Raw genomic sequence first — 24359 nt, 5'->3', positions numbered from 1 at the left:
GTGTTTTCTATTCTTATATCTATGCGAGCCTAGTCGCCGATCACCTGATCCATCGTAAGCGACGGGTTCGAGCACCCGGCCTCTCCCACCACGCGGGCGGGCACACCTGCGACGGTTTTGCACGGCGGCACATCCTGCAGCACCACCGATCCGGCGGCGATGCGCGAGCAATGGCCGATGCTGATATTGCCCAGCACCTTGGCCCCCGCGCCGATCAGCACGCCATCGCCGATCTTGGGGTGGCGATCGCCATCTTCCTTGCCGGTGCCGCCCAGCGTCACCGAATGCAGCATCGAGACATTGTCGCCGACCACCGCCGTCTCACCGATCACGATGGAATGGGCGTGGTCGATCATGATGCCGCGCCCGACCTTTGCCGCCGGGTGAATGTCGACGCCAAAGACTTCGCTCACCCGCATCTGCACAAAATACGCCAGATCACGACGGCCATGGGTCCAGAGCCAATGACCGATGCGGTAGGCCTGCACCGCCTGATAGCCCTTGAAGAACAGGATCGGCTGCAGATAGCGGTGGCAGGCCGGATCGCGGTCGAACACCGCCATCAGGTCGGCACGTGCGGCGGCCCCCAGATCCGGGTCATCGCGGTAAGCCTGATCGGCAATCTCGCGCAGGATCTGCTCGCCCATCTCGGGCGAGGCCAGCTTGAACGAAAAGCGGTAGGCCAAGGCCTGTTCCATCGTCGCATGATGCAACAGTGACGAGTGGATCAGCCCCCCAAGCAGCGGGTCGTCCTTGATCGCGGCTTCGGCCTCATCACAGACCCGGCTCCAGACCGGGTCAAGGGGCGACAGTTTCAGTTTACGCTCGGCCATGGCACGACCCTTTCGGAAATTGTGATTAGGAATGTAGCAGCTTGAGCGGCGGTTCAACAGTCGGTTTGGAAAAAGTTGTCGGACCGGAGGCATCGGCCAACAGGGGCCTTTACATTACAAAGTATTTTTGTAAGGTATTCACACAGCCAGTCCGGACGGGCCAGCCAAGATCATGACCCCAGTCCGAAGGAAGTTCCATGACACCTCACCTTGCCCGAACGGCTCCGGTTGCGCCGGATTTCTCCGAACTGCTGCGGCAGTCGCTGGCCGGTCTGACGCCCAATGATCTGCTCGCCTCGATCCTTGACCGGTTGGAGGGACGCTCATGAACGCGCTGACCGATATCACCCGCATTGCCGATGCGATCCCCCTGCATGACGCCGTCGCCCTGACCGAAGGCGGGCGCGAGGCGCGGATCCTGTTGAATGGCATGGTCTATTCCCTGCGCATCACCCGGCAGGGCAAGCTGATCCTGACAAAATGAAGGGGGCCATGCGGCCCCCTTTCACCCGTTCAGATGCCGGCGCAACGCGGCAATATCGTCGCGCATCACCGCATGACCCGCCCCCGGATAGACCTGCACCTCCACCGTCGCCCCAAGGGCGCGCAAGGCGGTGGCACTGTCCTGCACCCGTTTCAGCGGAATATGCGGGTCGCGTTCGTGAACCGAAATCCAGACCCGCCCCTGCCTGTGCCCCGGATAGGTCAGGCGCTTGTCGGCATGACCATAAAGCGCCGGGCTGGGGCTGCCATGATCCCCGGAGCCGACCAGCCCGCCGGAAAGCGCGAACAGCCCGGCCAGACCGATCCCCTGCCGGGCAAAGGCCTCCAGCGCCAGACAGGCCCCCTGACTGAAGCCACAAAGCCAGATCGCAGATCGGGCGACGCCTGCTTGCTCCAGCGTTGCCACCGCGCCCGCGACGCTGGCAAGACCGCCCTGAACAAACGGCTCCATCTGCGCGGCGGGTGCCAGGAAACTGCTGGGCCACCAGCTGTTTCCCGGCGCTTCCGGGGCCACCGCCGCCACATCGGGCAAGGCGGCGTGGTCGAGCAGCGACAGACTGTCCGCCGCAGACCCGCCGCGCCCATGCAGCATCACCAGCCCCCGCGTTGCCCCCTTTGGCAGACGCGCGATCATGACCGCACCCGCAGCGGCGGCAGAACCCGCTCGATCCGGTCGCGCATCGCCTCATAGCGCGGCGGCAGCTTCAGCGCCTGACCCAGGCTTTCTGCAGATTCGTCCACAGAGAATCCCGGCGGATCGGTGGCGATTTCAAACAGCACCCCGCCCGGTTCGCGGAAATAGATCGCGTTGAAATACTGCCGGTCGGTGACAGGTGTGGTGCGATGCCCTGCCCGCGCCAGTCGGTCCATCCACTCCACCTGCTCGGCATCATCCCTGGTGCGGAAGGCAACATGGTGAATGGTACCCGCCCCCTGCCGCCCCGGTTGCGCACCGGCGACACGGATCACATCAAGAATGCGCCCGCGCGCGTCCCCCGGTGCGATCAGCCGCTGACGTTCCACAGCACCCTCCTGCTCGGTCCCGGCGTGCTGATAGCCGAACACATCGGTCAGCAGCCGCACGGTCCGCTCGGGATCCCGTTCCCACAGCGTCACCGAGTGAAAGCCATGTGTATCAGCAGCATCGGCGCTCTCGATCAGTTCCACCGGCGCACCATCGGGGTCGCGCAGCGTGACGATCCGCTCGCCAAAGCGTTGCCCGGCACCCGCCGTGGTCAGCCCGCGAACAGCCAGATCATCGGTGATCCGGTCGAAATCGGCGCTCGGGATCGCATAGGCATAGGCCGAGGCCATACCCGGACCGGACCGGCCGGGGCCCGCATCGGCAAAGGGAAAGAAGGTCAGGATCGTGCCGGGACTGCCCGCGCCGTCGCCGTAATACAGATGATAGGTGCCGGGATCATCAAAGTTGACGGTCTTCTTGACCAGCTTCTGGCCAAGGGCTCCGGTGATGAAATCGACATTGGGTTGGGGTGCGCCAGAAATGGCGGTGACATGGTGGATGCCGGGAATGGTGGTCATTTTGCCCTCCTGTCGCCCCGAAGCAGGGCGTTGAGGCAAAGATAGCGGAAAGAGATTTGCAGATAAGACCGATCCGGACACGGCAGCTGTGCAGATTCGCACCAACCCTACTTCACCTGAGCCGCGGTCCAGTCCCGAAAGGCGATCAAGGGCGCACGCGGCGGCACGTCACGCGGCCAGACCAGATAGTAACTGCCCAAGCCCCGGCCCCGCACCGGCCAGGCGGCGATCAGGCTGCCATCGCGCAACGCATCCTCGATCAGAAACAGCGGCAACAGCGCCACACCCAGACCATGGATCGCGGCCTGCGTCATGGTGGCAAACTGATCGAACAGCATCCCCGCCGGGCGCTGTCCCGGCACCCCTTGCTGCGCCAGATAGCGGCCCCAGGCACCGGGTCGGCTTTCCAGCTGCAACAGCGGCAACGTCAGCAGCGCCTCGGCCCCCGCGATCGGGTCCGGCAACAGCGCCGGGGCACAGACCGGCAGCACCTCTTCCTCCATCAGCAACAGATGCTCCGCCCCCGGCCAGTCGGCGCGGCCGAAATGGATGGCCGCATCAAACCCTTCGGCGGCAAAATCGAACGGGCGCAGCCGGGTGGACAGATTGACCGTCACCCCCGGATGCTGCCGTGCAAACCCCGGCAGACGCGGGGCCAGCCAATGCACCCCGAACGCCGGGAGGATCGCCAGCGACAGCCCGCCGCCCCCCGGATTGACCCGCAACCGCAGCGAGGCCTGCGACAGCCCGGTCAGATGCACCCGCACCTGCCGCACATATTCCTGTGCCGCCGGGGTCAGCCGCAGCCGTTGGCGCTCGCGGATGAACAGCACCACGCCCAGCTGCCCCTCCAGCCCCTGCAGCGCCCGGCTCACCGCCCCTTGGGTCAGCGACAGCTCCGCCGCCGCGGCTGATACGGTACCCAGCCGGTCCACCGCCTCCAGCGCCAGCAGCGCGGGCATCGAGGGCAACAGCCGACGCGATCCGATCATGCGTTTTCCTCATGAACTGGTGAGAAGACGTCGATAGCATTCGCCCCCACTCTGCGCAATAAGGGGCGCACCCTCCCGGCACGATCTCTTGCAATTGCAGCTTTCCCAAATACTCCGGGGGTCCGGGGGCAGCGCCCCCGGGACAGATGCCGCAGACCACGGGGCCATGCACCGAAGCGATACCTTTCGCGCCTTTGCAACCCATGGCACACTGACCTGAACCGGAGGACACCATGACCCAAGACGCCCCGAAGCTGAAAGCCAAAGACGCCCCCGATCTGGGCCGTTTCGACTGGGAAGACCCGTTCCGTCTCAATGACCAGCTGACCGAAGAGGAGCGCATGCTGCGCGATGCCGCCCGTGCATACGCACAGGAAAGGCTGCAGCCGCGGGTCATCGCCGCCTATCGCGATGAATCCACCGACCCCGAGATTTTCCGTGAGATGGGCGAAATGGGCCTGCTGGGCGTCACCGTCCCCGAGGAATACGGTGGTCTGGGCGCGTCTTACGTCGCTTACGGTCTGGTTGCGCGCGAGGTAGAACGGGTGGATTCCGGCTATCGCAGCATGATGAGCGTGCAATCCTCACTCGTGATGTACCCGATCTATGCCTATGGCACCGAAGCGCAGCGGCAGAAGTATCTGCCGAAACTGGCAACCGGGGAATGGATTGGCTGCTTTGGCCTGACCGAACCCGATGCCGGTTCCGATCCTGCGGGCATGAAAACCGTGGCAAAGAAAACCGCCAATGGCTACGTGCTCAACGGCGCCAAGATGTGGATTTCCAACGCCCCGATTGCCGATGTCTTCGTCGTCTGGGCCAAATCCGAGGCGCATGGCGGCAAGATCAAGGGCTTTGTGCTGGATAAAGGCACCAAGGGCCTGTCGGCCCCCAAGATCGGCGGCAAGCTCAGCTTGCGCGCCAGCATCACCGGCGAGATTGTGCTGAAAGATGTCGAAGTCGGCGAAGACGCCCTGCTGCCAAATGTCGAAGGGCTCAAGGGTCCGTTCGGCTGCCTCAACCGCGCGCGTTATGGCATTGCCTGGGGGGTGATGGGTTCGGCCGAATTCTGCCTGCATGCCGCCCGTCAGTACGGGCTGGACCGCAAGCAATTCGGCAAGCCGCTGGCGCAGACCCAGCTGTTTCAGCTGAAACTGGCGAACATGATGTCGGAAATCAGCCTGGGTCTACAGGGCTGCCTGCAGGTCGGGCGGCTGCTGGATCAGGCCAATGCGGCCCCCGAGATGATCTCGATCATCAAGCGCAACAATTGCGGCAAGGCACTGGACGCGGCCCGGATGGCGCGCGACATGCATGGTGGCAACGGCATTCAGGAAGATTACCAGATCATGCGCCACATGGTGAACCTGGAAACGGTCAACACCTATGAGGGCACGCATGACGTGCACGCGCTGATCCTGGGCCGCGCGATCACCGGGTTGCAGGCGTTTTTCTAAGCTCCCCTTTTCGCTCCCGGACGGCGTCTGTGCTCGCACAGCGCCCGAAGGGGCCACACCAAAATGGCTTGCGCGGACAAGTCCGGAATCATGCACGTGGCGCAGTCCCTGCCGCGTCCTGGTGAATGTACGGAACAGCCAGGCACCTTGCCGCACCGAAAATCGTTAGAAGTTTTTACGTTAGGGGAAGATTAGGAGCCCATACGCCACACTGCTCACCTAGCGGCTTCTGCACCGATCCGGTGTGTGAGGGCAGTCAGGTTGGAGTGCAGAATGAAACGAACGCGTCTGACGATTCTTCTTCCCGCTGTTTTTGTCCTGTCGATTCTGACCCTTCTGACCAGCTATGCCGCCTTTGTCCTCGCCGATATGCGAAAAGCCCTGATCACACAGGCCATATCCGGCATGGAAGGGGCAACGGCACGGGCAGCCAAACGGGTCGACACCTGGTTTGATGCGTCCGGGCGGGCCGTCGCCGCCTTGGCCGGCAGCAAGCAGACCAGGGATACAATCCAGCAGTTGTCGACCATGTTGCGCGCCTCTGGCCCCGACGCCGCAGATTTTCTGAAACGCACTTATATTGATCCGAACCGTGCCAATGGCACCGCGCGCGATACGTTCGACTACACCATGGATCGCAGCGCCTATGGTCAGACTCATGCAAAGGTGCACGATTTCTATCGCGACCTGCGCCGCGAACACGGATTTTATGACGTGCTGCTGTTCGACGCAGAGGGAACACTGGTCTACACCGTCACGAAAGAGGGCGATCTTGGCCAGAACGCCCTCAGCGGTGATCTGGCCGGCACCCCACTCGGCTCTGCCGTCCGGCGCGCGCTGGAGGGAACAAGGCCACATCTGGTCTTCGAAGACCTGGCGCCCTATACTTACGCAAAAGGCGATCCGGCGGGTTTTCTGGCCCATGCCGTGGCAGACAGCGCCGGGCGCAGGATTGGCGTCGCAGCGGTTCGTATCCCATCAAGTTTGCTGGCAGGGCTGGTCAGTGATGACGGCCAGGATGGTGAAACCTATACATTCACCCTGCTGGGAGCCAGTGGCTATTACTGGACCACAAACGGGGAAGAAATGGTGCAAAGCCGCCAGCCCGCGCAGACGCCGCAGGTGACAGCAGCACAACAGGGCGAGATTGGCGTGATGCAAAGCACCACCAATGCGACTGGCTCCTCCGTTCTTGCCGCATACCGGCCCATCGGTGCCTTTGATGCGGGCTGGTCCATCGTGACCGAACTCGATGAGGCGCGTGTCGCAGCCCCGGTCAGGGACGCCATGTTGCGCACCCTTTTTGCCCTAGGGATACTGGGTCTTGCGTCATTGGGGGTGGGCCTCGCAATCGGCCGCTGGATCGCGCGCCCCCTGTCGCACCTGACACAGGCCACCCTGTCTATGCTGGCGCGCCAACCTGTCGTGATCGGCTTTCTTGACCGCAAGGACGAGGTTGGCGAACTGGCCCGCGGGCTGGAACGGTTTCGGCAGGACCAGTCGGCTGCCGATGCAAACCGCGTGGAAATGCTGTTCAAGGGCAAGGCATTTGCCACCACCAGCACGGCCATGATGATCTCGGATGCCGAAGGAAATCTGCTTTATGTCAATGATGCCCTGATCTCGCTGTTTCGCGAGCATTTCGCCGATTTTCAGACCCGCTTTGCCGGACTGGACCCGGATCGGCTGATTGGCCGCAACATCTCGGTCTTTCACGGCAATCACCACAACAACATGACCATGCTGGCAAACCTGACGAACGGCCAGATGGACTCTGACATCCAGATCGGAGAGCAGGTGTTTGCCTTGTCGATCAGCGCCGTTGAGGATGACAATGGAACGCGGGCGGGCTTTGTGGTGGTCTGGGAAAATGTGCGCGAACAGCGCCGGAGCAATGCGATCATTTCGGCTGTCAACACGGCTCAGGCCGTGCTGGAAATCGGGCTCGACGGGCGCATCCTCAGCATGAACGACATGGCCCTGACAGATTATGGTTATGACAGCGCCGCTATTATCGGCCGGCACGTCGGAACCCTGTTCAAAGCCGGAAAATCCCATGCCGAAGAGGTTCTGGCCCGCGTGATCGCCCAGGGCCATGTCTGTGAACTCCAGCATCGCGTCGCCCGCGATGGCAGCGATCGCTTTGTGATCAGCAATCTGAACATCATCACAAACCGCAAGGGTGAGGCGCAGCGGATTGTCGCAATCTGTACCGATCAAACCGCAGAAACTCAGTTTCGCACCGCCACAGAACAGGCCATGCAGATCCGTTCTGCCGAACAGCAAAACGTGGTCGAAGCCCTGCGCGATGCGCTGGGGGCGCTTGCTGACGGCGATCTTTCCGCGCAGATCATGACGCCGTTTCCGGCCGATTACGAAAGCCTGCGCCTGAACTGCAATCAGGCCGCCCAAAGCCTGTCAGACACTCTGGCACGCGTGGCGGCTGTCACCGCCGCGATTCTGGATGGCGCGGGCAACATTGCCGGTGCCGCAGCCGACCTGTCACGTCGCACGGAAAGCCAGGCCGCCACGCTTGAGCAGACCGCAGCGGCGCTCGACACCCTTACCGCGAATGTGCGCTCTGCCACCGAAGGCACACTCAAAGCCGGCGGCAAGGTCAGATCGGCCCATGACGAGGCCCGCAACAACGGCGGCGTTGTGCGACAGGCGATCGAGGCGATGGCAGCGATCGAACAGTCCTCGCATCAGATCTCCAAGATCATTTCGGTTATCGACGACATTGCCTTTCAGACCAATCTTCTTGCACTCAACGCCGGGGTCGAGGCTGCACGCGCAGGCGAAGCCGGGCGCGGCTTTGCAGTGGTCGCAGCCGAGGTCCGAGCCTTGGCACAGCGCTCGTCCGAGGCCGCAAAAGAGATCAAGACCCTGATTTCGACCTCGGAAACCCAGGTCGGAACCGGCGCGGACCTTGTCAGCCAAAGCGGTCGCGCGGTAGAGGCCATCGTTTCTGACGTCGCCGAAATCAGCAGCATCGTTCAGGATATTTCTCAGGCCGCTCAGGATCAGTCCAACAGTCTGGCCGAAATCAATGCCGGGGTTGCCGTTCTTGACAAGGTAACCCAGCAGAATGCTGTCATGGTCGAGGAGTCAACAGCCGCAAGCGTTCTGCTCAAGCAGGAAGCCGACGAGCTCTCGGCCCTTCTGGCCGGTTTCAACCTGAAAGATGCACGGGGGGGCGCATTCCGTGCCGCCTGATCAGACAAAAACGCACGCGAACGGAGAAGACTCTCGGAGCGGCACCGGTCGGGTCATTGTGATTGGGGCATCCACCGGCGGCGTAGAGGCGCTTCATACCCTGCTTTCCGAGTTTCCCTCAGACTGCCCACCAACTTTTGTGGTTCAGCACATGCGTCCCGGATTTGTCGAAAGCTTTGTCAGCGGTCTGAACCGCGCCTGTGCCGCTGAAGTGGTATTGGCGCAGGATCGGCAGCTTGCGCGGCCGGGCCGCATCCATGTGGCCCCCGCGGGTGACCTTCATCTTGCCCTGTTTGCACAGACGGCTCTCGCACTCCGGCTGATTGACGCGCCACTGGTCCAAGGGCACCGGCCCGCTGTTGATCAATTGTTTCTGTCCGCAGCATTGCTGCGCCCCGCACCGGTCGCCGCCTTGCTGACCGGAATGGGGCGCGACGGAGCTGAAGGCTTGCTGCAAATCCGCCGCGCGGGTGGACATACCATTGCGCAGGATGAGGCAAGTTCCGTCGTCTATGGCATGCCACGCGCCGCCCGCGAGCTGGGCGCTGCGGCGCAGATCCTGCCGCTCAGGTTGATTGCTGCGGCCTTGTTGCGGGCCGCAGATCCAACGTCGCAAGATTTCAATCGCAGGCGGACTGACTGATGCAAAGTGGCGAGCGTCTGAAAATCGTCATTCAGGGCGAGCATCTCATTTCCTCCGATCCGCAGGACGTTCTCTCCACCATCCTGGGATCGTGTGTGGCAGCGTTTCTGCGCGACCCGGTCGCAGGCATCGGAGGGCTGAATCATTTCCTGCTTCCCGGAAATGATCCAAGTGACCGCAATGCCATGAAGTACGGCCTCAACGCCATGGAGCTTTTGATCAACAGCCTGATCCGGGCCGGTGCGCGTCGAGAACGACTGGAGGGCAAATTGTTCGGAGGGGGCCGGATGGTTCCGGGCCTGACTGACATTGGTGCCGCAAACGGTCGTTTTGCAGAAGAGTTCCTGCAACGCGAGGGCATCCGCAATCTGGGCGGTAGTCTCGGTGGGGATCATGGTCGGAAAATCCGGGTTTGGCCGGTATCCGGCCAAGTTCAGCAAATGAAACTGCCTGCGGCGGCGGTCAGAGAGGTTTGTGTCAAGCCTCCCCCGCGCAGCGAGATCGTATTGTTCTGATGCGCGATCACATTGCCCTCCGCCTTGCTTCTGACGGTCAGAAAATCACGACTTCGGAACTCGGAGCCGTGCAATCGTGGTCACGCAGAGCACGGGACAGGCTTTGCAAGCGTGGCATATCGACCAGAGCATCTATTGTCTGGTCGGGAGAATCGGACAAATGCGATGCCGCCCCCACCAGAATATCGGACAATCCGGTCAGTTCTTGGATCATCAGATCAAGCGCCTGCAGACGCGATCGCCGTTCCCAACGATTCTGCTTGGGCGCTCCCGCCCCGGACAGGTCCACAGCAATCATGTCAGCTTCAAGATCGCGCAAACCTTGGGCGATCTGCGCCAGATGCAGGCCACTACGCAACACTGCGAGTCGCCCACTCAGAACCGGAGTTACATCTGACACAGCCGGGCCGGGACCGGGAGGGGGGCCGGGAGGGGAGCCCATCAGATCGGCCCCACCACCCGCTCGATACAGTCGCGCATACCCTCACGTGTAAAAGGTTTGGTAATCATGTTGTTCATCCCCAGCGCACGTCCCTTTGCAACAACGGTTGCATCGGCCCTGCCGGTCACCAGAACAAACCCCATCCGCTCGATCCCGCGTGTGCGGCGTATCGCCTCCAGGAGTCCCAGACCATCCAGACCAGGCATGTGGTAATCAGAAATCACCAGATGCACCGGCTTTTGCACCAAAGACCGCAAGGCCTCATCCCCGTCAGCGCAGGTGCGATACCCCTCAATCTGCATCCAGTCCAGCGCTTGGGTGATGAGTCCCCGGCTGACCGCTGTGTCATCCACCACCATGATTTTAAGGTCTTCCCGCTTCATTTCAGCCCCCTTGTGCTGTCTTATCCCTGCCGCTTCTCAACGGCGTCTATAGGTTGTCATGCCCTCGGTGCGAAACTCCGACAACGCTGCGCCGGTGATCCGCTCCGAATGGCCGATCATCAGGAACCCCTCTGGGGCAAGCAGATCAGAAAACCGCTGCCACAGGCGCTCTTGTGTCGGCTTGTCGAAATATATCACCACATTCCGGCAGAAAATCACATCAAACGGGCCTTTCATCGGCCAGGAATCTTGCAAATTCAATGCGTTGCATGTGACCAGTCGCTTGACTTTTTCGCTGACGTGCAATGGTTCCCCGGGCTTTGACTCTGCGAACAACCGGCGTGCCAGTTCCGGTGCCATCCCCAATGCCACGTCGCGCGGATAGACCCCACGACGGGTTCTCTCAATCATCGTCCGGTCAATGTCGGTCGCCAGTATGCGCACGTCATAGCGCTGCACATCCGGACTGACAGACAACAGCGATGCAGCAATGCTGTAAGGCTCTTCCCCGCTGGAGCAACCGGCTGACCAGATCCGCACCCGTGCGCCTGCCTGTGCTTTGGCCATCAAAGGCGGTAAGGCGATCTTGGTCAAAGTCTCGAAGTGATGCTGCTCCCGAAAAAAGGATGTCACGTTGGTTGTGACTGCAGAAATCAACTCCAGGCGTTCCGAAGTGTTGCCAGGATCAGAAATGAAATTGGCATAGGCTGCAAAATCCGGCAAATGCAGAACCCGTAGCCGCTTTATCAGCCGCGATTGCACCAAGGGTCGCTTGGCCTCGGCAAGAACAATGCCGGCAAGGGTGTGAACAAGCTCAGCAATGCGCAAGAAGTCCCGATCACTCAGGGGAACATCCGTCTCTGACCCCGTTGCCCTGACCGCCATATCAGGCGGCCACATCGTCAGCTTGCGGCAACAGCTGCGCAACATCCAGCAGCCGGATCAGGCGGCTGTCCTGAACAACAACGCCACGCAACATGTTGCGGGTGGTTTCGGACGCAAGATCAGGGGTTGGCTGCACGCCAGAGGCCGGAACGGTCAGAATATCGGTCACCGCCTCCACCAGCAAACCGACGGTCCGGTTCTGGATCGCTGCGACGATGATGACATTGCGGTCCGTGTCTTCAATTGGCTCCAGCCCCAACCGCCGTGCCAGATCAAGGATCGGTACTACGGCGCCGCGCAGATTGATCACGCCCTGCACATAAGTCGGAGCATGCGGCAAAAGGGCCGGACGGCTCCAGCCGCGGATCTCGCGCACGGAGAGAATGTCGATACAAAAATCCTGACCTGCGGTCCGGAAAGCAACCAGTTCGCGGATATCAGGATCGGTGGCAAAACCAGAGGCACGCATGACATTACTCCGCAGCAAGGGAAACGACAGGACGGGCGGGTATCGGGCCCGTGGCAGCCAGATCGGTGGGGTCAAGAATCAGCGCAACCGAGCCATCGCCCAGAACCGTAGCCGCAGCGATGCCGGGGATCTGGCCATAATTGGCCTCAAGTCCTTTGATAACCACTTGCCTCTGATCGCGGATCCCGTCGACCATCAGGGCGATTGCGCCCTCATCGCCTCGTTCGACCACAACCACGATTTCGCCTTCGCCCGGTTTCAGACTGCGCCGGAAACCAAGAGCCATGCCGACATCAATCAGCGGCAGGCAGCGCCCGCGCACGTCAAGGACAGAGTCGGTCTGGCCCAGATTGTGCCGCATGGACGCTTCGGGGCGCAGAGTTTCAATGATAGTGGAAACCGGCAGCACCAGGGTCTGCCCCGCCGCCTCGAACACCATGCCATCCAGAACTGCAAGCGTCAGCGGCAGGCTTATGGTCAGCGTGGTTCCCTGCCCACGGACCGAAGCGATGCCGACACGACCGCCCAGCCCTGCGATTTCGGAACGGACCACATCCATGCCCACGCCGCGACCTGACAGCGCAGAAACCTCCGTCGCGGTGGAAAAGCCAGGCAGGAACAGCAGCGCGTCAATCTCTTGCGGGGAAAGCTCGGCCGTGGCGGAAATCAGCCCCTTTTCGATCGCGATCAACCGGACCTTGTCGCGGTCAATCCCGGCACCATCATCCTGAACAGTAATGACAATCCGGCCAGAGCGATGCGCGGCTGCCAATTTGATCACGCCTTCATTCGGCTTGCCGATCTCATCACGACGCGCGGGCTTTTCCAGGCCGTGATCCACCGAATTGCGGATCATATGGGTCAGCGGATCGGCCAGACGCTCGATGATGGTCTTGTCCACCTCCGTACCCTCGCCTTCGGTGACCAGCCGGGCAGATTTACCCGCCGCCATCGACGCCTCGCGCACAATCCGGTGCATCCGGTCGAACAGTGGCTTTACCGGCTGAGCGCGGATCGCCATGACCGATTCTTGAATCTGGCGCGACAGCTGGCGCAGCTGGTCCAGACTGCGATCCACCTCAACCGAGCCAAAGCCCGGTGATTGTTCGATGGCCTCGGTCAGCATCGCCTGATGAATCACCAGTTCGCCCAGAATGTCGACCAGCCGGTCGACACGGTCGATATCCACGCGGATCGTCGGCCTTGGCCCGGCAGCGGAGGCCGCTCCTGCAGGTGGGGGGGGGACAGCGGCGGCGGGAGCCACGGCAGGCGGCTTGGGCGAAGCAGGAACAGATGGGGCAGCCACAGGTGGGGGCGCGGTCGCGGGGGATCGGCCCCCCGGCGGAGGCGGGTCGCGTGAAGGCGCAGGTGCCATAGAGGTGTCAGAGACCAATGTCAGATCGCAGCTGCCCTCAATAAATTCGAAAATCGCAAGCAGATCCTTGTCAGACCGCTCTGTCTGCATGGCGACAGTCCAGCCCAGATAGGATTGACCGGGATCAAAATTCCCAGCCTCTGGCAAAGCACTCAGATCAAGATCAACCTCGACCTCATCCTCAGCGCAAAAGTCGCGCATGAGCAGCGCGGGATCATGACCTGAGGCAAATGACCCCGCATGCGGCCGGAATGTCAGCATCACGCTGCGCCGCCCGGACACCAGCGGCATGGGCGAGAACTCCATGCCAAAGGGGCCGTCAAGCGCCAGAGGCTCAAAGACAAAAGCCTCCTCTTCTTTGTGACCGCCGCCGCCCGCCTGCGCCTCCAGAGCCATGATCACCCGTTCATCCAGCTCCGGATCGGTGTTTGTACCTTGGCGCGACGCGGAAATCATGTCGGCCAGATGATCGCTGGCATGCAGCAACGCCCCGAGCAGCGCCGCTTCCGGCTGCAACTGCCCGGCCCGCAGCGCGTCCAGCACGGTTTCGAACCTGTGGGCAAATCCGACCAGCGCCTTCAGGTCAAACGCCCCGGCACCGCCCTTGATCGAATGCACGGCGCGGAACACGGCGTTGACAGTATCAGCTTCCTGAGCGCCGGTCTGGATGGCGCGCAACCCTTCTTCGAGTGCCGAAAGCAGTTCATCTGCTTCGACAAAGAAGATATCCTTCAGATCAACTGGTCCTGCCATCCCACCCTCACACAGCTGCGACGCGACGAATGGTCGAGACGAGCGATTGTTCATCAAACGGTTTGGTGATCCAGCCGGTCGCACCAGCCGTCCGGGCACGATCCTTGAGCGTGGCGGCACTTTCGGTTGTCAGCACCAGAATCGGAACGCGCGCATACATGTCGCCATTGCGCACGGCGTCAATCAGACCGAACCCATCCATTTTCGGCATGTTCAGATCTGTCAGAATCAGGTCCGGCTCCGCCCCCGGCAAGCGATCCAGCGCGTCAAGACCATCTTCGGCCAGAACCACGTGAAACCCGGCTTCGGTCAGGGTCTGCCGGAGCATTTCGCGCATGGTGAGGGAATCGTCGACCGCTAGAATCCGCAGGCTCATGCCGCATCCTCCCCGATCAGAGACGACGCACCCATGATCCGCAAACAGTCGATGCATTCGGGCGAAGGGGAGGCAAGCACCAATGCGCCACCATCCCGCTGCGCCCGTTTGCGCGCCATAAGCAGCACCTGTACCGCAGCCGCGCTCAGATGCCGGACGGCGGCGGCTTCAATCGTGATGCCGGGCTTTGCCCCGGCTGCATCAAACCGGCTTTCCAGCTCATACCACAAGGCCTGCGCCGAATCCGGTGTGACCTTCGCTGCAAGTTCAATTCTGCGCATCGTTTCATGACCCTCTGATCCGCCTCAGAGGGGCTGTTGCGACCCTCCGTGTGATCAATGGGTAGCGCTGAAAGCCTGAAGGAACCGTTTAACCGCGCCACATATTGCATGGCATTTTAGTCGTCTCTGCCAGTTTCTCTGCGTGCCGGACAGGTCACGGATGCCGCCGCCGCACCGTTTCCGGCCGCCCCGGCAGGGCCAGCCGCGTGTCATTGCGCGGCTTTTCCGCCACGATCCGGCCCTTTGATACCACCGCCAGACGGTCCGGACGCAGCCGCAGCGCTTCAACCGGCCCGCCCGCATCCAGCACCACCAGCGACGCGACACAGCCCGGCGCCAGCCCGTAATCCTGCAGACCCATGATCGCAGCATTGTCCTGCGTCACCATTCCGAAACAGCGCGCCATCTCGACCGGATGGGTCATCTGCGCAACATGCAGCCCCATGAAAGCCACATCCAGCATATCCGCCGTGCCAAGGCTGTACCACGGGTCCAGCACACAATCCTGCCCCCAGCCCACGGTAACCCCCGCCGCCTGCAGCTCGCGCACCCGTGTCAGCCCGCGCCGCTTGGGGTAGCTGTCGTGCCGCCCCTGAAGCGTGATGTTGATCAAAGGGTTAGGGATCGCGCACATCCCCGACTCCGCGATCAGCGGAATCAGCTTGGACACATAGTAATTGTCCATCGAATGCATCGAGGTCAGATGCGACCCCGCCGCCCGCGCGCCCAGACCATGCCGTGTCACCTCGCGCGCCAGCGTCTCGACATGGCGGCTCATCGGATCGTCAGTCTCGTCGCAATGCACATCCCACATCAGCCCGCGCTCTGCCGCGATCCGGCCCAGATCGCGCAAGGATTCCGCCCCCTCCTCCATCGTGCGCTCGAAATGCGGGATGCCGCCGACCACATCCACGCCCATATCCAGCGCGCGCAGCACATTCTGCCGACCCGTCGCGCTGCGGTAGAGCCCATCCTGCGGGAAAGCCACGAGTTGCAGATCCAGATAGGGGGCCACAAGGCGCTTGACCTCCAGCATCGCCTCCACCCCGCGCAGATGGTCGGGCGTGGTGTCAACATGGGTACGGATCGCCAGCAGCCCCATGCTGACCGCCCAGTCACAATAGCGCAGAGCGCGGGCCACCATCTCCTCCACCGTGGCAACCGCGCGCAACTCGCCCCACAGGGCGATGCCCTCCAGCAGCGTGCCCGAGGCATTCACCCTTGGCAGGCCATAGGACAAGACCGCATCCATATGAAAATGCGGGTCGACAAAGGGCGGGCTGACCAGATCGCCGGAGGCATCAATCACGCGGCCTGCCCCGGCCACGATCTGCCCCACCTCGACAATCCGGTCGCCGCGGATGCCGATATCGGCCACCCGACCATCCGGCAGGGTGCCGCCCTTGACGATCAGATCAAACATCACCTCTCCCCCTTGGTATAAGGCACCATCAACGCGGCGGGCACCTGCGCGCGGCGTGACATCACCACCAGCGCCAGAATTGAAAACACATATGGCAGCATCAGGAACAGCTGATACGGCACCACCGCGCCCATCGGCGTCTGCTGCAAGCGGATCTGCAACGCATCGAACCCGGCAAACAACAGCGCCCCCAGCACCGCCTTGCCCGGCCGCCACGCCCCGAACACCACCAGCGCAATGCAGATCCAGCCGCGCCCGTTGACCATCTCGAAGAAAAACGACGAAAACGCCGACAGCGTCAGAAAACTGCCCCCCACCGCCATCAGCCCCGATCCGACCATCACCGCGCCGATCCGCACCCCGGTCACCGACACGCCCTGCGCCTCCAGCGCCGCCGGATTCTCTCCCGCCGCCCGGAGCGCCAGCCCCAAGGGCGTGCGATACAACACAAAGGCCACCAACCCGGCGCAGGCAAAGGCGGCATAGGTCAGCGGCGTCTGCGCAAACAGCGCGGGGCCGAGCAGCGGAATCTTTGACAGGACCGGCACCTCCCAGACCTGAAACGGCACGATTTTCGGCGGGCTTGTCACCTGCGGCAAGGCCAGCCGGTAGGCAAAATACGCGGTCGCGGTCGCCAGCAGCGTCACCCCCAGCCCGACCACATGCTGGCTGAGGCCAAACGGCACCACCAGCACCCCATGCAACAGCCCGAACAGCGCCCCCGCGCCAAAGGCTACCGCGACCCCGCCCCAGAGCGGCAGGCCCAGATAGACCGCCATCCACCCGGCAAAGGCCCCGATCACCATGATCCCCTCAATCCCGAGGTTCAGAACCCCGGCCCGCTCGCAGATCAGCTCGCCCATAGTGGCAAAGATCAGCGGCGAGGCGATGCGCAACACCGCCGCCCAAAAACTGGCCGAGATCAGGATCTCAATCATACCCAGCCCCCCGCACCACCCGCGTGGCTTGCTGCTTTGCAAATACTCCGCGGGGGGGTCCGGGGGGGCGCGAAGCCCCCCCGGGGCCGGGCACAGGCGAAGCCATGAAATCTCATCCCCGCACCACCCGCACCTTTGTCAGCGCAATTGCCAGCACCATGAAAAGCAGCGCCACCGCCAGCAGCATGTCGGCGATATAGGTCGGCACCCCAGCGGCGCGGCTCATGGCATCGGCTCCGACGAAGACCCCGGCGACAAACAGGGCCGTCACCACCACGCCCAAGGGATGCAACAGCGCCAGCATGGCGACGATGATGCCGGTATACCCAAAGCCCGGCGACAGGTCCAAAGACAGGTGCCCCTTGGCCCCCGCCACTTCTGACCACCCGGCCAAAGCCGCAAGCCCGCCCGACAGCAGCGCGGTTTTCACCAGCACCGCGTTCACCGGCATACCGGCAAAGCGCGCGGCGCGGATATTGGCCCCCACCGCCCGCATCTCGAACCCCAGCGTGGTGCGGCTCTGGATCACCCAGACGATCCCCGCCGAGATCAGCGCCAGCCCAAAGCCCCAGTGCAGCCGCAGACCGTCAATGATGCGCGGCAGCCGCGCCTCGGGGATCAGCGCGGCGGATTTCGGCCAGCCCATGCCCATCGGGTCTTTCAGCGGGCCTTCCAGCAGATAGCTGACAAACAGCGCCATGATGAAGTTCAAAAGCAGCGTGGTCACCACCTCATCCACCCCCAGCCGCACCTTCAGCAGCACCGGCACCAGCAGCAGCATCGCCCCGGCCAGCAGCGCCACCGCAGCACTCACCGGCAGCACGAACGGCGCGCCCAGCGCGCCGGTGCCCAAGAGCACCGCGATGATCGCGCCCGCATATAGCTGGGCCTCGGCCCCGATGTTCCACAGCCTGGCCCGGAACGCCACCGCCACCGCCAGCCCGGTAAAGATCAGCGGCGTCGCGCGGTTCAGCGTTTCCAGCAGGGCAAAGCGAGATCCCACGGCCCCGGTCACGATCTGCCCCAGCACCGCCAGCGGATCGGCCCCGGCCAGCAGCGCCAGCGCCATGGCGACCAGCACCGTGGCCCCCAGCGCCAGCGCGGGCAGGCCAAGCTGGCGCAGCAGCGTCGGGTTGGCGACGGGTTCAAGCCGCATCTTCAAACCCCTGCCCGGCCATCCACAACCCCAGTTCCCCTTGGCTCAGCGCCCCGCGCGCAAACGCAGGCGACAACCGCCCCTCGCTGATCACATGAATCACATCCGACAGCCCCATCACCTCGTCCAGATCCTCCGAGATCAGCAGCACCGCCGCCCCCGCATCGCGCGCCGCGACCAGCCGCCCGTGCACATAGGCAATCGCCCCCACGTCGAGCCCCCGCACCGGCTGATTGGCGATCAGGATGCCGGGGGTCTCTTCCATCACCCGGCCCAGGATCAGCTTTTGCATGTTGCCGCCCGACAGCAGTCTTATGCGTGCCTCCGGCCCCGGACAGCGCACGTCATAACCCGCGATCAGGCCCATCGCATGCGACCGAACCGCCGCCCAGTCGATGAACCCCAGCTTGGAAAAGCGCTGTGCATAGGTCTCCAGCACCGCGTTTTCCGCCAGCGTGAAATCGGCCACCGTGCCGGTCTTGTGGCGGTCTTCGGGAATGCGCCCGACCCCAGCCGCAAGCGCCGCGCGCGGGGTCCACCGTGACACCGGCGCGCCGTCCACCCGCATCTCTCCCGCCTCGGGGCCCAGTGCACCGCCGATCAGATCGGCCAGCGCCGCCTGTCCGTTGCCCGACACGCCCGCCAGCCCGGTGATGGTGCCCGCCCGCAGCTCCAGCGTCAGGTCGCGCAACGGGCCCGCCCGCACGCCCGTCAGCGACAGCCGGACCGGCCCCGGCACGCCGGGCGCGACGGTGGCCTCGGTCATCTCGGCCCCGACCATCAGCGCAGCCAGCGCGCGGCGGTCGGTGTCACGGGTCGCCACCTGCCCCACCACCCGGCCATGGCGCAGCACCACGCAGGTATCAGAATGCCCCATCACCTCGTGCAGCTTGTGACTGATGAAGATCACCGACAACCCGCGCGCCGTGGCCAGCCGCAAAGTCTGGAACAGCGCTTCGGCCTCTTGCGGGGTCAGCACCGCTGTGGGTTCATCGAGGATCAGGATCCGCGCGTCGCGGTACAACGCCTTGAGGATCTCCACCCGCTGCCGCTCGCCCACCGACAGATCGGCGATGCGCGCCAACGGGTCCACCGCCAGCCCGAAATCGCGGCTCAACCCCTGCACCTTTGCCAGCGCCGCTGCCCGCCCCCGGCCAAGGCTCCACAGGCTTTCCGTGCCCAGCGTGATGTTTTCCAGCACCGTCAGCTGATCGGCCAGCGTGAAATGCTGATGCACCATGCCGATGCCCGCCGCCAAGGCGGCTTTCGGCTGGCCCGCAGGCAAGGGCTGGCCGAAGGCCGTCACTGACCCTTCATCCGCCAGATAATGCCCGAACAGGATGTTCATCAACGTGGTCTTGCCCGCGCCATTTTCACCAAGCAGCGCCAGCACCTCGCCCCGGTGCAGGGTCAGGCTGATGGCGTCATTCGCCACCAGCCTGCCAAACCGTTTGGTAATCTGGTCAAGGCGAAGGACAATCTCCGCCCCGCTTTGCGCAAGGCTCACGACGATTTCGGCTCACTGTCGTCAATGGTCACGGTAAAGCTGCCATCCATGATCGCCGCCTGCCGTGCCGCCACAAGTTCCATCGCCGCCGCTGGCACCTTGCCGTCGAACGACCCCAGCGGGGCCAGTGAACAGCCGCCCACGTTCATATAGCTGTAAACGCCATAGTTTTCCGCCGCAAAGCTGCCCGCCGTCACCGCTGCCACCGCCGCCTCGAACGTCGGCTCGAAGTGCCACAGCGCCGAGGCGACCACGGTTTCGGGGTAATCGGCTTGGGTGTCGATCACATTGCCGATCGCCAGCACACCCTTTTCCGCCGCCGCATCGGCCACGCCGAACCGCTCGGCATAGAGCATATCCGCCCCGGCCTCGATCATCGCGAACGCCGTTTCCTTGGCTTTCGGCGGGTCGAACCATGAGCCGATGAAGGTGACCTGAAACCGCGCATCGGGCCGGGTCTCGCGCACACCGGCCATGAAGGCATGCATCAGCCGGTTGACCTCGGGGATCGGAAAGCCGCCGACCAGCCCGATATTGCCTGATGTCGTCATCGCGCCCGCAATGATGCCGGACAGATAGCTGGCATCCTGAATGTAGTTGTCAAACACCGCCAGATTGGGGTTCGCCGCCGCATCGGGCATGAAGCTTGATCCCATCAGGAACGCCACCTCGGGGTATTCCGCCGCCACTTCGCGCGCCTCGGCTTCGACCCCGAAAATCTCGCCCACGATCAGTTTGACACCGCTTTCGGCATATTCGCGCATCACGCGTGGATAATCGGTATTGGCCACGTTCTCGGTATAGCTGTAATCAACGACGCCCGCCGCCTTCGCGGCCTCGGCGGACTGATGGATGCGCCCGGCCCATTGCTGCTCGACCGGCACCGTATAGATGCCCGCCACCTTCAGCGGCTCCTGCGCCATCACGGCCCGCGGCAGGAACGCGGCCCCAAGGCCCAGAACGCCGCCGCCCAGGATCATTCCCCGCCGCGACACACCCCGTTTCATTCCAATCATCTCTGTCATCCCCCGTTGTCGTTATTGTTTGACCATACGGTAAAACCCAATTCCGATTCGCCACAAGCAATCGTTCATCAGGGGGGCTGCGCATAAGAAACGCGCAATCATCAAAGGCACAGGGGCCGATGTGATGAAAGACCGGGCAGCGGGGGGACAGCGCGGAGCGCGCGGTGAATGGCCTGTGTCAAAGCCTCCAGCGTGACCGGCTTTGTGACCACCTCGGCAAAGCCGGCCTCGTGGTATTCCTGCAAGTGCTGCGCCATGGCATTGGCGGTGACCGCGAGCACCGGCGGCAGACCCGCACTGCCCGCCTTTTCCCGCAGCTCGGCAAGCGCCGTCAGGCCGTCCTTGCGCGGCATCGAGATATCGAGCAGCACCAGATCAAACTGACCGGGCGTCCACATCTCTACCGCCTCATCACCGTCGCAGACCAGTATGACCGATATGCCCAGCCGGGTAAGCATGGCACGCATGATCAGCCGGTTCGTCGGGTTATCCTCGGCCAGCAGGGCATTCAACCCGGCAAGCTGGCCCTCAGTCTGCGGTTCATCGGTCCCGCCTGCCGCGTCCTGCACCGCCACCAGCGGCATCGGCAGCGTCACAGTCACCGTTGTCCCCTGACCAAAGGCGCTGACCAAGGCAATCTCCCCCTCCATCAAGGCCACCAGCCGCCGCACGATCGGCAGGCCCAAACCGGTGCCGCCAAAACGCCGCGTGATGGAATCGTCGCCTTGGGTAAATTCCTCGAAAACCCGTGCAGTCTGGTCGTCACTCATCCCGATGCCGGTGTCTGAGACTTCGATGACCAGCTGACCGGCTGACGTGGCATGTTCGCGGATCGCCACCTCGACCGCGCCCGCCTCGGTGAACTTTACCGCATTACCGACAAGGTTGTGCAGCACCTGCAACAGCCGCTTGGCATCGCCCATCCGCACCCTGTCGGCCCCCGGCCCGAGGGTCACGTGCAGGTCGACCTCCTTGCGCCGCGCGGCAGGGCCATGCATGGCCTCAATCCGCTCGGCCAGATCCCGCACATTCATCGGGGCCAGCTCCAGCACCAGCTTGCCACTTTCGATCTTGGCCAGATCCAGCAGGTCATTGACCACTGACAGCAGATGCACACCGGATTCGCGGATGGCGTTCAGCATGGTGCGCTGCCCCGGCTCAAGCGGGCTGTCGGCCAGAAGTTCGGCCATGCCGAGCACCCCGTTCAGCGGCGTGCGCAGCTCGTGGCTCATATTGGCCAGAAACTGTGACTTGGCCCGGTTGGCCGTCTCGGCCCGGTAAATCGCCGCGCGCAGATCATCCTCGGCCTGCGCGGCGGCAGTGATGTCGGTGATGGTGCAGACCACCCGCGCCGTCATGCCCGGATCAGGCAGTTCCGCCGCATTGACCGACACCACCTTTTCCCGCCCGTCAGCCATCGCGATACGCATCCGCAGATCGCGGATGACCTGCCCTCCGGACAGCGCCAGACGACAGGGCAACCCGGAAAACGACAATGTCTGGCCGTCGCAATCGCTCAGACGCAACAACTGCGGGTCGCAGACCTGATTCAAAAGCGCCTCGCCGGGCAGCTCGAAAATACGCTGCACCTCGCGGTTGAAGAACACGATCCGCGCATCCTCATCCACCGCCAGAATGCCCGAGCCAGAGGTTTCCGTAAGCGTCGCCAGAAAGTCGCGCTCAGCCTCCAGATCACCCTCCAGCTGCTTGCGCGCGCTGATATCAAGATGAACGCCCGACGTCGCCGTCGCATTGCCCTGTGCATCCCATGCGGTGATATGCCCGCGCGACGCGACCCAAACCCAGTGGCCATCCTTGTGGCGCAGCCGCAACTCATCCTGAAACTGGCGGCTGCCGCTCGCCATGCGGGCCTGCATGTTGCGGTTCAGCATCAGCCAGTCATCGGGATGCAGCAGCCCTTCCCAGACCGCATCGGTCACCGGCCCCAGCTCTTCCAGCGTGTAGCCCAGCATCCGCACCCACAGCTCGTTTACATGGCAGATGCCCGCCACCATGTCGTGATGCCAGATCCCCGCCTCGGCCCCTTCGATGATCTGTTCCAGCCTCTGTTCGGCGGCCTTGAGGGCCGAGACATCGACATGTACCCCGGACATGCGGATCGGGATGCCCTCTGCATCCCGCACCGACACCTGCCCGCGCGACTGCACCCAGACCCAGTGACCCTCGCGATGCCGCAGGCGGAACACCAGATCAAAGCGGTCTGTCTCCCCCCGTGCCGCACGGTTCACTTGCGTCAAGGTCGGCTCCAGATCATCGGGGTGCAGCAGATTCTTCCATGTGGTCAGGGTAATCGGCGCCAGCTCTTCACAGGTCCACCCGACCATCTCGGCCCAACGGGCGTTGACCCGGTTTTCCCAGGTCACGAAATCACATTCCCATGTCCCGGCCTGCGAGCCTTCGATCACGTGCGAAAGGCGGCGTTCGTTGTCGCGTTCAGCGGTGACATCAATACGCAGGCCGACACGCCCGCCGGTCGGCGTCAGGCGGTCGAGTATCCGTATCACCCGGCCATCCCGCAACTCGGACAGTCTCTCGATGAGCGGCGCGCCGCGGCGGGCCATCACCTCTTTGATCAGGTCTTCTTCCCGTCCGGGCGTGGCGGGCCAAAGCCCGATCTTCAGACCCGCGCGCAGCAGGTCTTCGTAGTGACTGCCCGGCACCATCAACGGCGCAAGCTCAGGGTACATGTTCACCATTTGGGTGTTGACCATGACAATGCGGTTGTCCGCATCGCACAGCATGAACCCGTGCGGCAATGCCTGAACCGCCGTATGCAGTTCGGCCCGCGCGCGCACCGCCTCATCGCGCACCGCCTGCACCTCGGCCAGATGCGCGCGCAACTCGCTCACATCCTCGACCATCAGCCAGACGATCTTTTGCCCCTCCCCAGCGATCAGCAGCAACCCCCGCAAAATCGCCGGAAACCCCGTACCGTCGGGACAGATGAAGCGCTGGTCAAACGGACCAAACTTGCCGCCCTCATCCAGTTCTGCCACCGCCTGATTGATCGCAAGCGCATGATCGGGATGCAGGATCGAGCGGATGCTGACCCCGACAAGCGACTCTCGCGACCAGTCGCCAAACTCCATAAAAGCGGTGTTGGCCTCAAGAATTATGCCGCTTTCATAGTCAATCAACACAATGCCAACCGGCGACAGATCAAACAACCGGCGCAGCAACTGGTCGCGCCGGGTGATCTTTGCTGCTGCCCGCGCCGCTTCGGCCTGCCGCACGGCGGCTTTTGTCCCTGAATGATACAGCGCGATGACTGTCCGCAGAACCGACTCCAGCGCGTTGAGAATTGGGGCTGACAGGGTTTGCGGCACCCCTTCCAGACGCCCCCCGGTACGGATGATCTGACCCGGCCCGGATACAACCTGCCCGGTTTGCCAGATCCTTTCGCCGATCTGCAGACGCAGCGGGGCGTTCAGCGCGCCAGAAAGCTGGTCCAGCGCCTGCTGCACCGCCTCTTCAATCGCGGCGGGCCGGTGATCAGACAGCCCGGCCTCTGCCAGCCCGGCCAAAACTTCCGGGATCACCAAAAGCAATGCCCCGGTGTCGGTCACAGTCAGGCTGTTCCCGTCCATCGCGTTCAGTGCGTATCCTCCGCCCGGCTTCGCCTT

23 protein-coding genes are annotated in these 24359 nt (G+C 63.2%); 6 read left to right on the top strand and 17 right to left on the bottom strand.

The genetic code is table 11. The features are described from left to right. Positions 1-29: 29 nt before the first annotated feature. Entirely contained in the window at positions 30-833 is an 804-nt protein-coding gene (gene cysE / locus D1012_RS11430) for a serine O-acetyltransferase (protein WP_118152250.1), read from the bottom strand. 197 nt (positions 834-1030) lie between these two features. Between cysE and D1012_RS23165 the strand changes: the two genes are divergently transcribed. Continuing rightward, on the top strand, positions 1031-1162 hold the full coding sequence (locus D1012_RS23165) for a hypothetical protein (protein WP_267897828.1): 132 nt from the start codon (positions 1031-1033) through the stop codon (positions 1160-1162). Then, positions 1159-1317, top strand: coding sequence for a hemin uptake protein HemP (hemP, locus tag D1012_RS11425; RefSeq protein ID WP_118152248.1), 159 nt, complete (start codon positions 1159-1161; stop codon positions 1315-1317). The genes D1012_RS23165 and hemP overlap by 4 nt, the downstream gene beginning before the upstream one ends. A gap of 21 nt (positions 1318-1338) precedes the next feature. Here the strand turns inward: hemP and D1012_RS11420 are convergent, their stop codons facing one another. The 3 genes from D1012_RS11420 to D1012_RS11410 all read right to left on the bottom strand — a co-directional run bounded on the left by D1012_RS11420 (position 1339) and on the right by D1012_RS11410 (position 3871). Next, entirely contained in the window at positions 1339-1971 is a 633-nt protein-coding gene (locus tag D1012_RS11420; RefSeq protein ID WP_118152245.1) for an alpha/beta hydrolase, read from the bottom strand. Then, on the bottom strand, positions 1968-2879 hold the full coding sequence (locus D1012_RS11415; RefSeq protein WP_118152243.1) for a ring-cleaving dioxygenase: 912 nt from the start codon (positions 2877-2879) through the stop codon (positions 1968-1970). The genes D1012_RS11420 and D1012_RS11415 overlap by 4 nt, the downstream gene beginning before the upstream one ends. A 107-nt stretch (positions 2880-2986) precedes the next feature. Further along, on the bottom strand, positions 2987-3871 hold the full coding sequence (locus D1012_RS11410) for a LysR family transcriptional regulator (RefSeq protein WP_118152241.1): 885 nt from the start codon (positions 3869-3871) through the stop codon (positions 2987-2989). Positions 3872-4104: 233 nt separating this feature from the next. On the opposite strand from D1012_RS11410, the gene D1012_RS11405 reads away from it, so the two are divergent. The 4 genes from D1012_RS11405 (at position 4105) to D1012_RS11390 (ending at position 9702) form a co-directional block, all read left to right on the top strand. Further along, entirely contained in the window at positions 4105-5328 is a 1224-nt protein-coding gene (locus tag D1012_RS11405) for an acyl-CoA dehydrogenase (RefSeq protein WP_118152239.1), read from the top strand. Positions 5329-5601: 273 nt separating this feature from the next. Next, positions 5602-8544, top strand: a complete 2943-nt coding sequence (locus D1012_RS11400; RefSeq protein WP_118152237.1) for a methyl-accepting chemotaxis protein — start codon at positions 5602-5604, stop codon at positions 8542-8544. Further along, entirely contained in the window at positions 8513-9187 is a 675-nt protein-coding gene (locus tag D1012_RS23225; protein ID WP_118152235.1) for a CheB methylesterase domain-containing protein, read from the top strand. Before D1012_RS11400 ends, D1012_RS23225 begins: the two co-directional genes overlap by 32 nt. Then, on the top strand, positions 9187-9702 hold the full coding sequence (locus tag D1012_RS11390) for a chemotaxis protein CheD (RefSeq protein ID WP_118152233.1): 516 nt from the start codon (positions 9187-9189) through the stop codon (positions 9700-9702). The genes D1012_RS23225 and D1012_RS11390 overlap by 1 nt, the downstream gene beginning before the upstream one ends. 37 nt (positions 9703-9739) lie before the next feature. Here the strand turns inward: D1012_RS11390 and D1012_RS22655 are convergent, their stop codons facing one another. The 13 genes from D1012_RS22655 to D1012_RS11325 form a co-directional block, all read right to left on the bottom strand. Further along, on the bottom strand, positions 9740-9916 hold the full coding sequence (locus tag D1012_RS22655; RefSeq protein ID WP_158569318.1) for a hypothetical protein: 177 nt from the start codon (positions 9914-9916) through the stop codon (positions 9740-9742). 227 nt (positions 9917-10143) lie between these two features. Continuing rightward, on the bottom strand, positions 10144-10527 hold the full coding sequence (locus D1012_RS11380) for a response regulator (RefSeq protein WP_233517100.1): 384 nt from the start codon (positions 10525-10527) through the stop codon (positions 10144-10146). A 36-nt stretch (positions 10528-10563) separates the two neighbouring features. Then, entirely contained in the window at positions 10564-11355 is a 792-nt protein-coding gene (locus tag D1012_RS11375; protein WP_233517099.1) for a CheR family methyltransferase, read from the bottom strand. A gap of 58 nt (positions 11356-11413) precedes the next feature. Continuing rightward, positions 11414-11881 carry a chemotaxis protein CheW gene (locus D1012_RS11370; protein ID WP_118152227.1) on the bottom strand — a complete coding sequence of 156 codons (468 nt, stop codon included), beginning with the start codon at positions 11879-11881 and terminating at the stop codon, positions 11414-11416. A gap of 4 nt (positions 11882-11885) precedes the next feature. Further along, on the bottom strand, positions 11886-14009 hold the full coding sequence (locus D1012_RS11365) for a chemotaxis protein CheA (protein ID WP_118152225.1): 2124 nt from the start codon (positions 14007-14009) through the stop codon (positions 11886-11888). A 7-nt stretch (positions 14010-14016) separates the two neighbouring features. Continuing rightward, on the bottom strand, positions 14017-14385 hold the full coding sequence (locus D1012_RS11360; protein WP_118152223.1) for a response regulator: 369 nt from the start codon (positions 14383-14385) through the stop codon (positions 14017-14019). After that, the gene (locus D1012_RS11355) at positions 14382-14666 is read right to left on the bottom strand and encodes an STAS domain-containing protein (protein ID WP_118152221.1); all 285 of its coding nucleotides are present in this window, start codon (positions 14664-14666) and stop codon (positions 14382-14384) included. The genes D1012_RS11360 and D1012_RS11355 overlap by 4 nt, the downstream gene beginning before the upstream one ends. 154 nt (positions 14667-14820) lie before the next feature. Further along, complete coding sequence (locus D1012_RS11350; protein WP_118152219.1) at positions 14821-16089, bottom strand: amidohydrolase family protein; 1269 nt, start codon at positions 16087-16089, stop codon at positions 14821-14823. After that, positions 16089-17027 (bottom strand): ABC transporter permease, encoded by a 939-nt coding sequence (locus tag D1012_RS11345; RefSeq protein ID WP_118152217.1) that lies wholly within the window; start codon positions 17025-17027, stop codon positions 16089-16091. Before D1012_RS11345 ends, D1012_RS11350 begins: the two co-directional genes overlap by 1 nt. A gap of 112 nt (positions 17028-17139) precedes the next feature. After that, on the bottom strand, positions 17140-18183 hold the full coding sequence (locus tag D1012_RS11340) for an ABC transporter permease (RefSeq protein WP_118152215.1): 1044 nt from the start codon (positions 18181-18183) through the stop codon (positions 17140-17142). Then, positions 18173-19690: an ABC transporter ATP-binding protein gene (locus D1012_RS11335; RefSeq protein WP_118152213.1), complete on the bottom strand. Its 1518-nt coding sequence runs from the start codon at positions 19688-19690 to the stop codon at positions 18173-18175. Before D1012_RS11335 ends, D1012_RS11340 begins: the two co-directional genes overlap by 11 nt. Next, positions 19687-20697 (bottom strand): BMP family protein, encoded by a 1011-nt coding sequence (locus D1012_RS11330; RefSeq protein ID WP_118152354.1) that lies wholly within the window; start codon positions 20695-20697, stop codon positions 19687-19689. Before D1012_RS11330 ends, D1012_RS11335 begins: the two co-directional genes overlap by 4 nt. Before the next feature lie 119 nt (positions 20698-20816). Then, the gene (locus D1012_RS11325) at positions 20817-24323 is read right to left on the bottom strand and encodes a PAS domain S-box protein (protein ID WP_118152210.1); all 3507 of its coding nucleotides are present in this window, start codon (positions 24321-24323) and stop codon (positions 20817-20819) included. Positions 24324-24359: the final 36 nt, after the last annotated feature.

The sequence above is a fragment of the Pseudotabrizicola alkalilacus genome (genome assembly GCF_003443995.1).
GTDB classification, from domain to species: Bacteria; Pseudomonadota; Alphaproteobacteria; order Rhodobacterales; family Rhodobacteraceae; genus Pseudotabrizicola; species Pseudotabrizicola alkalilacus.
Note: the sequence above shows the minus strand (reverse complement) of the source record. Positions and strands in the feature narration are given on the sequence as shown.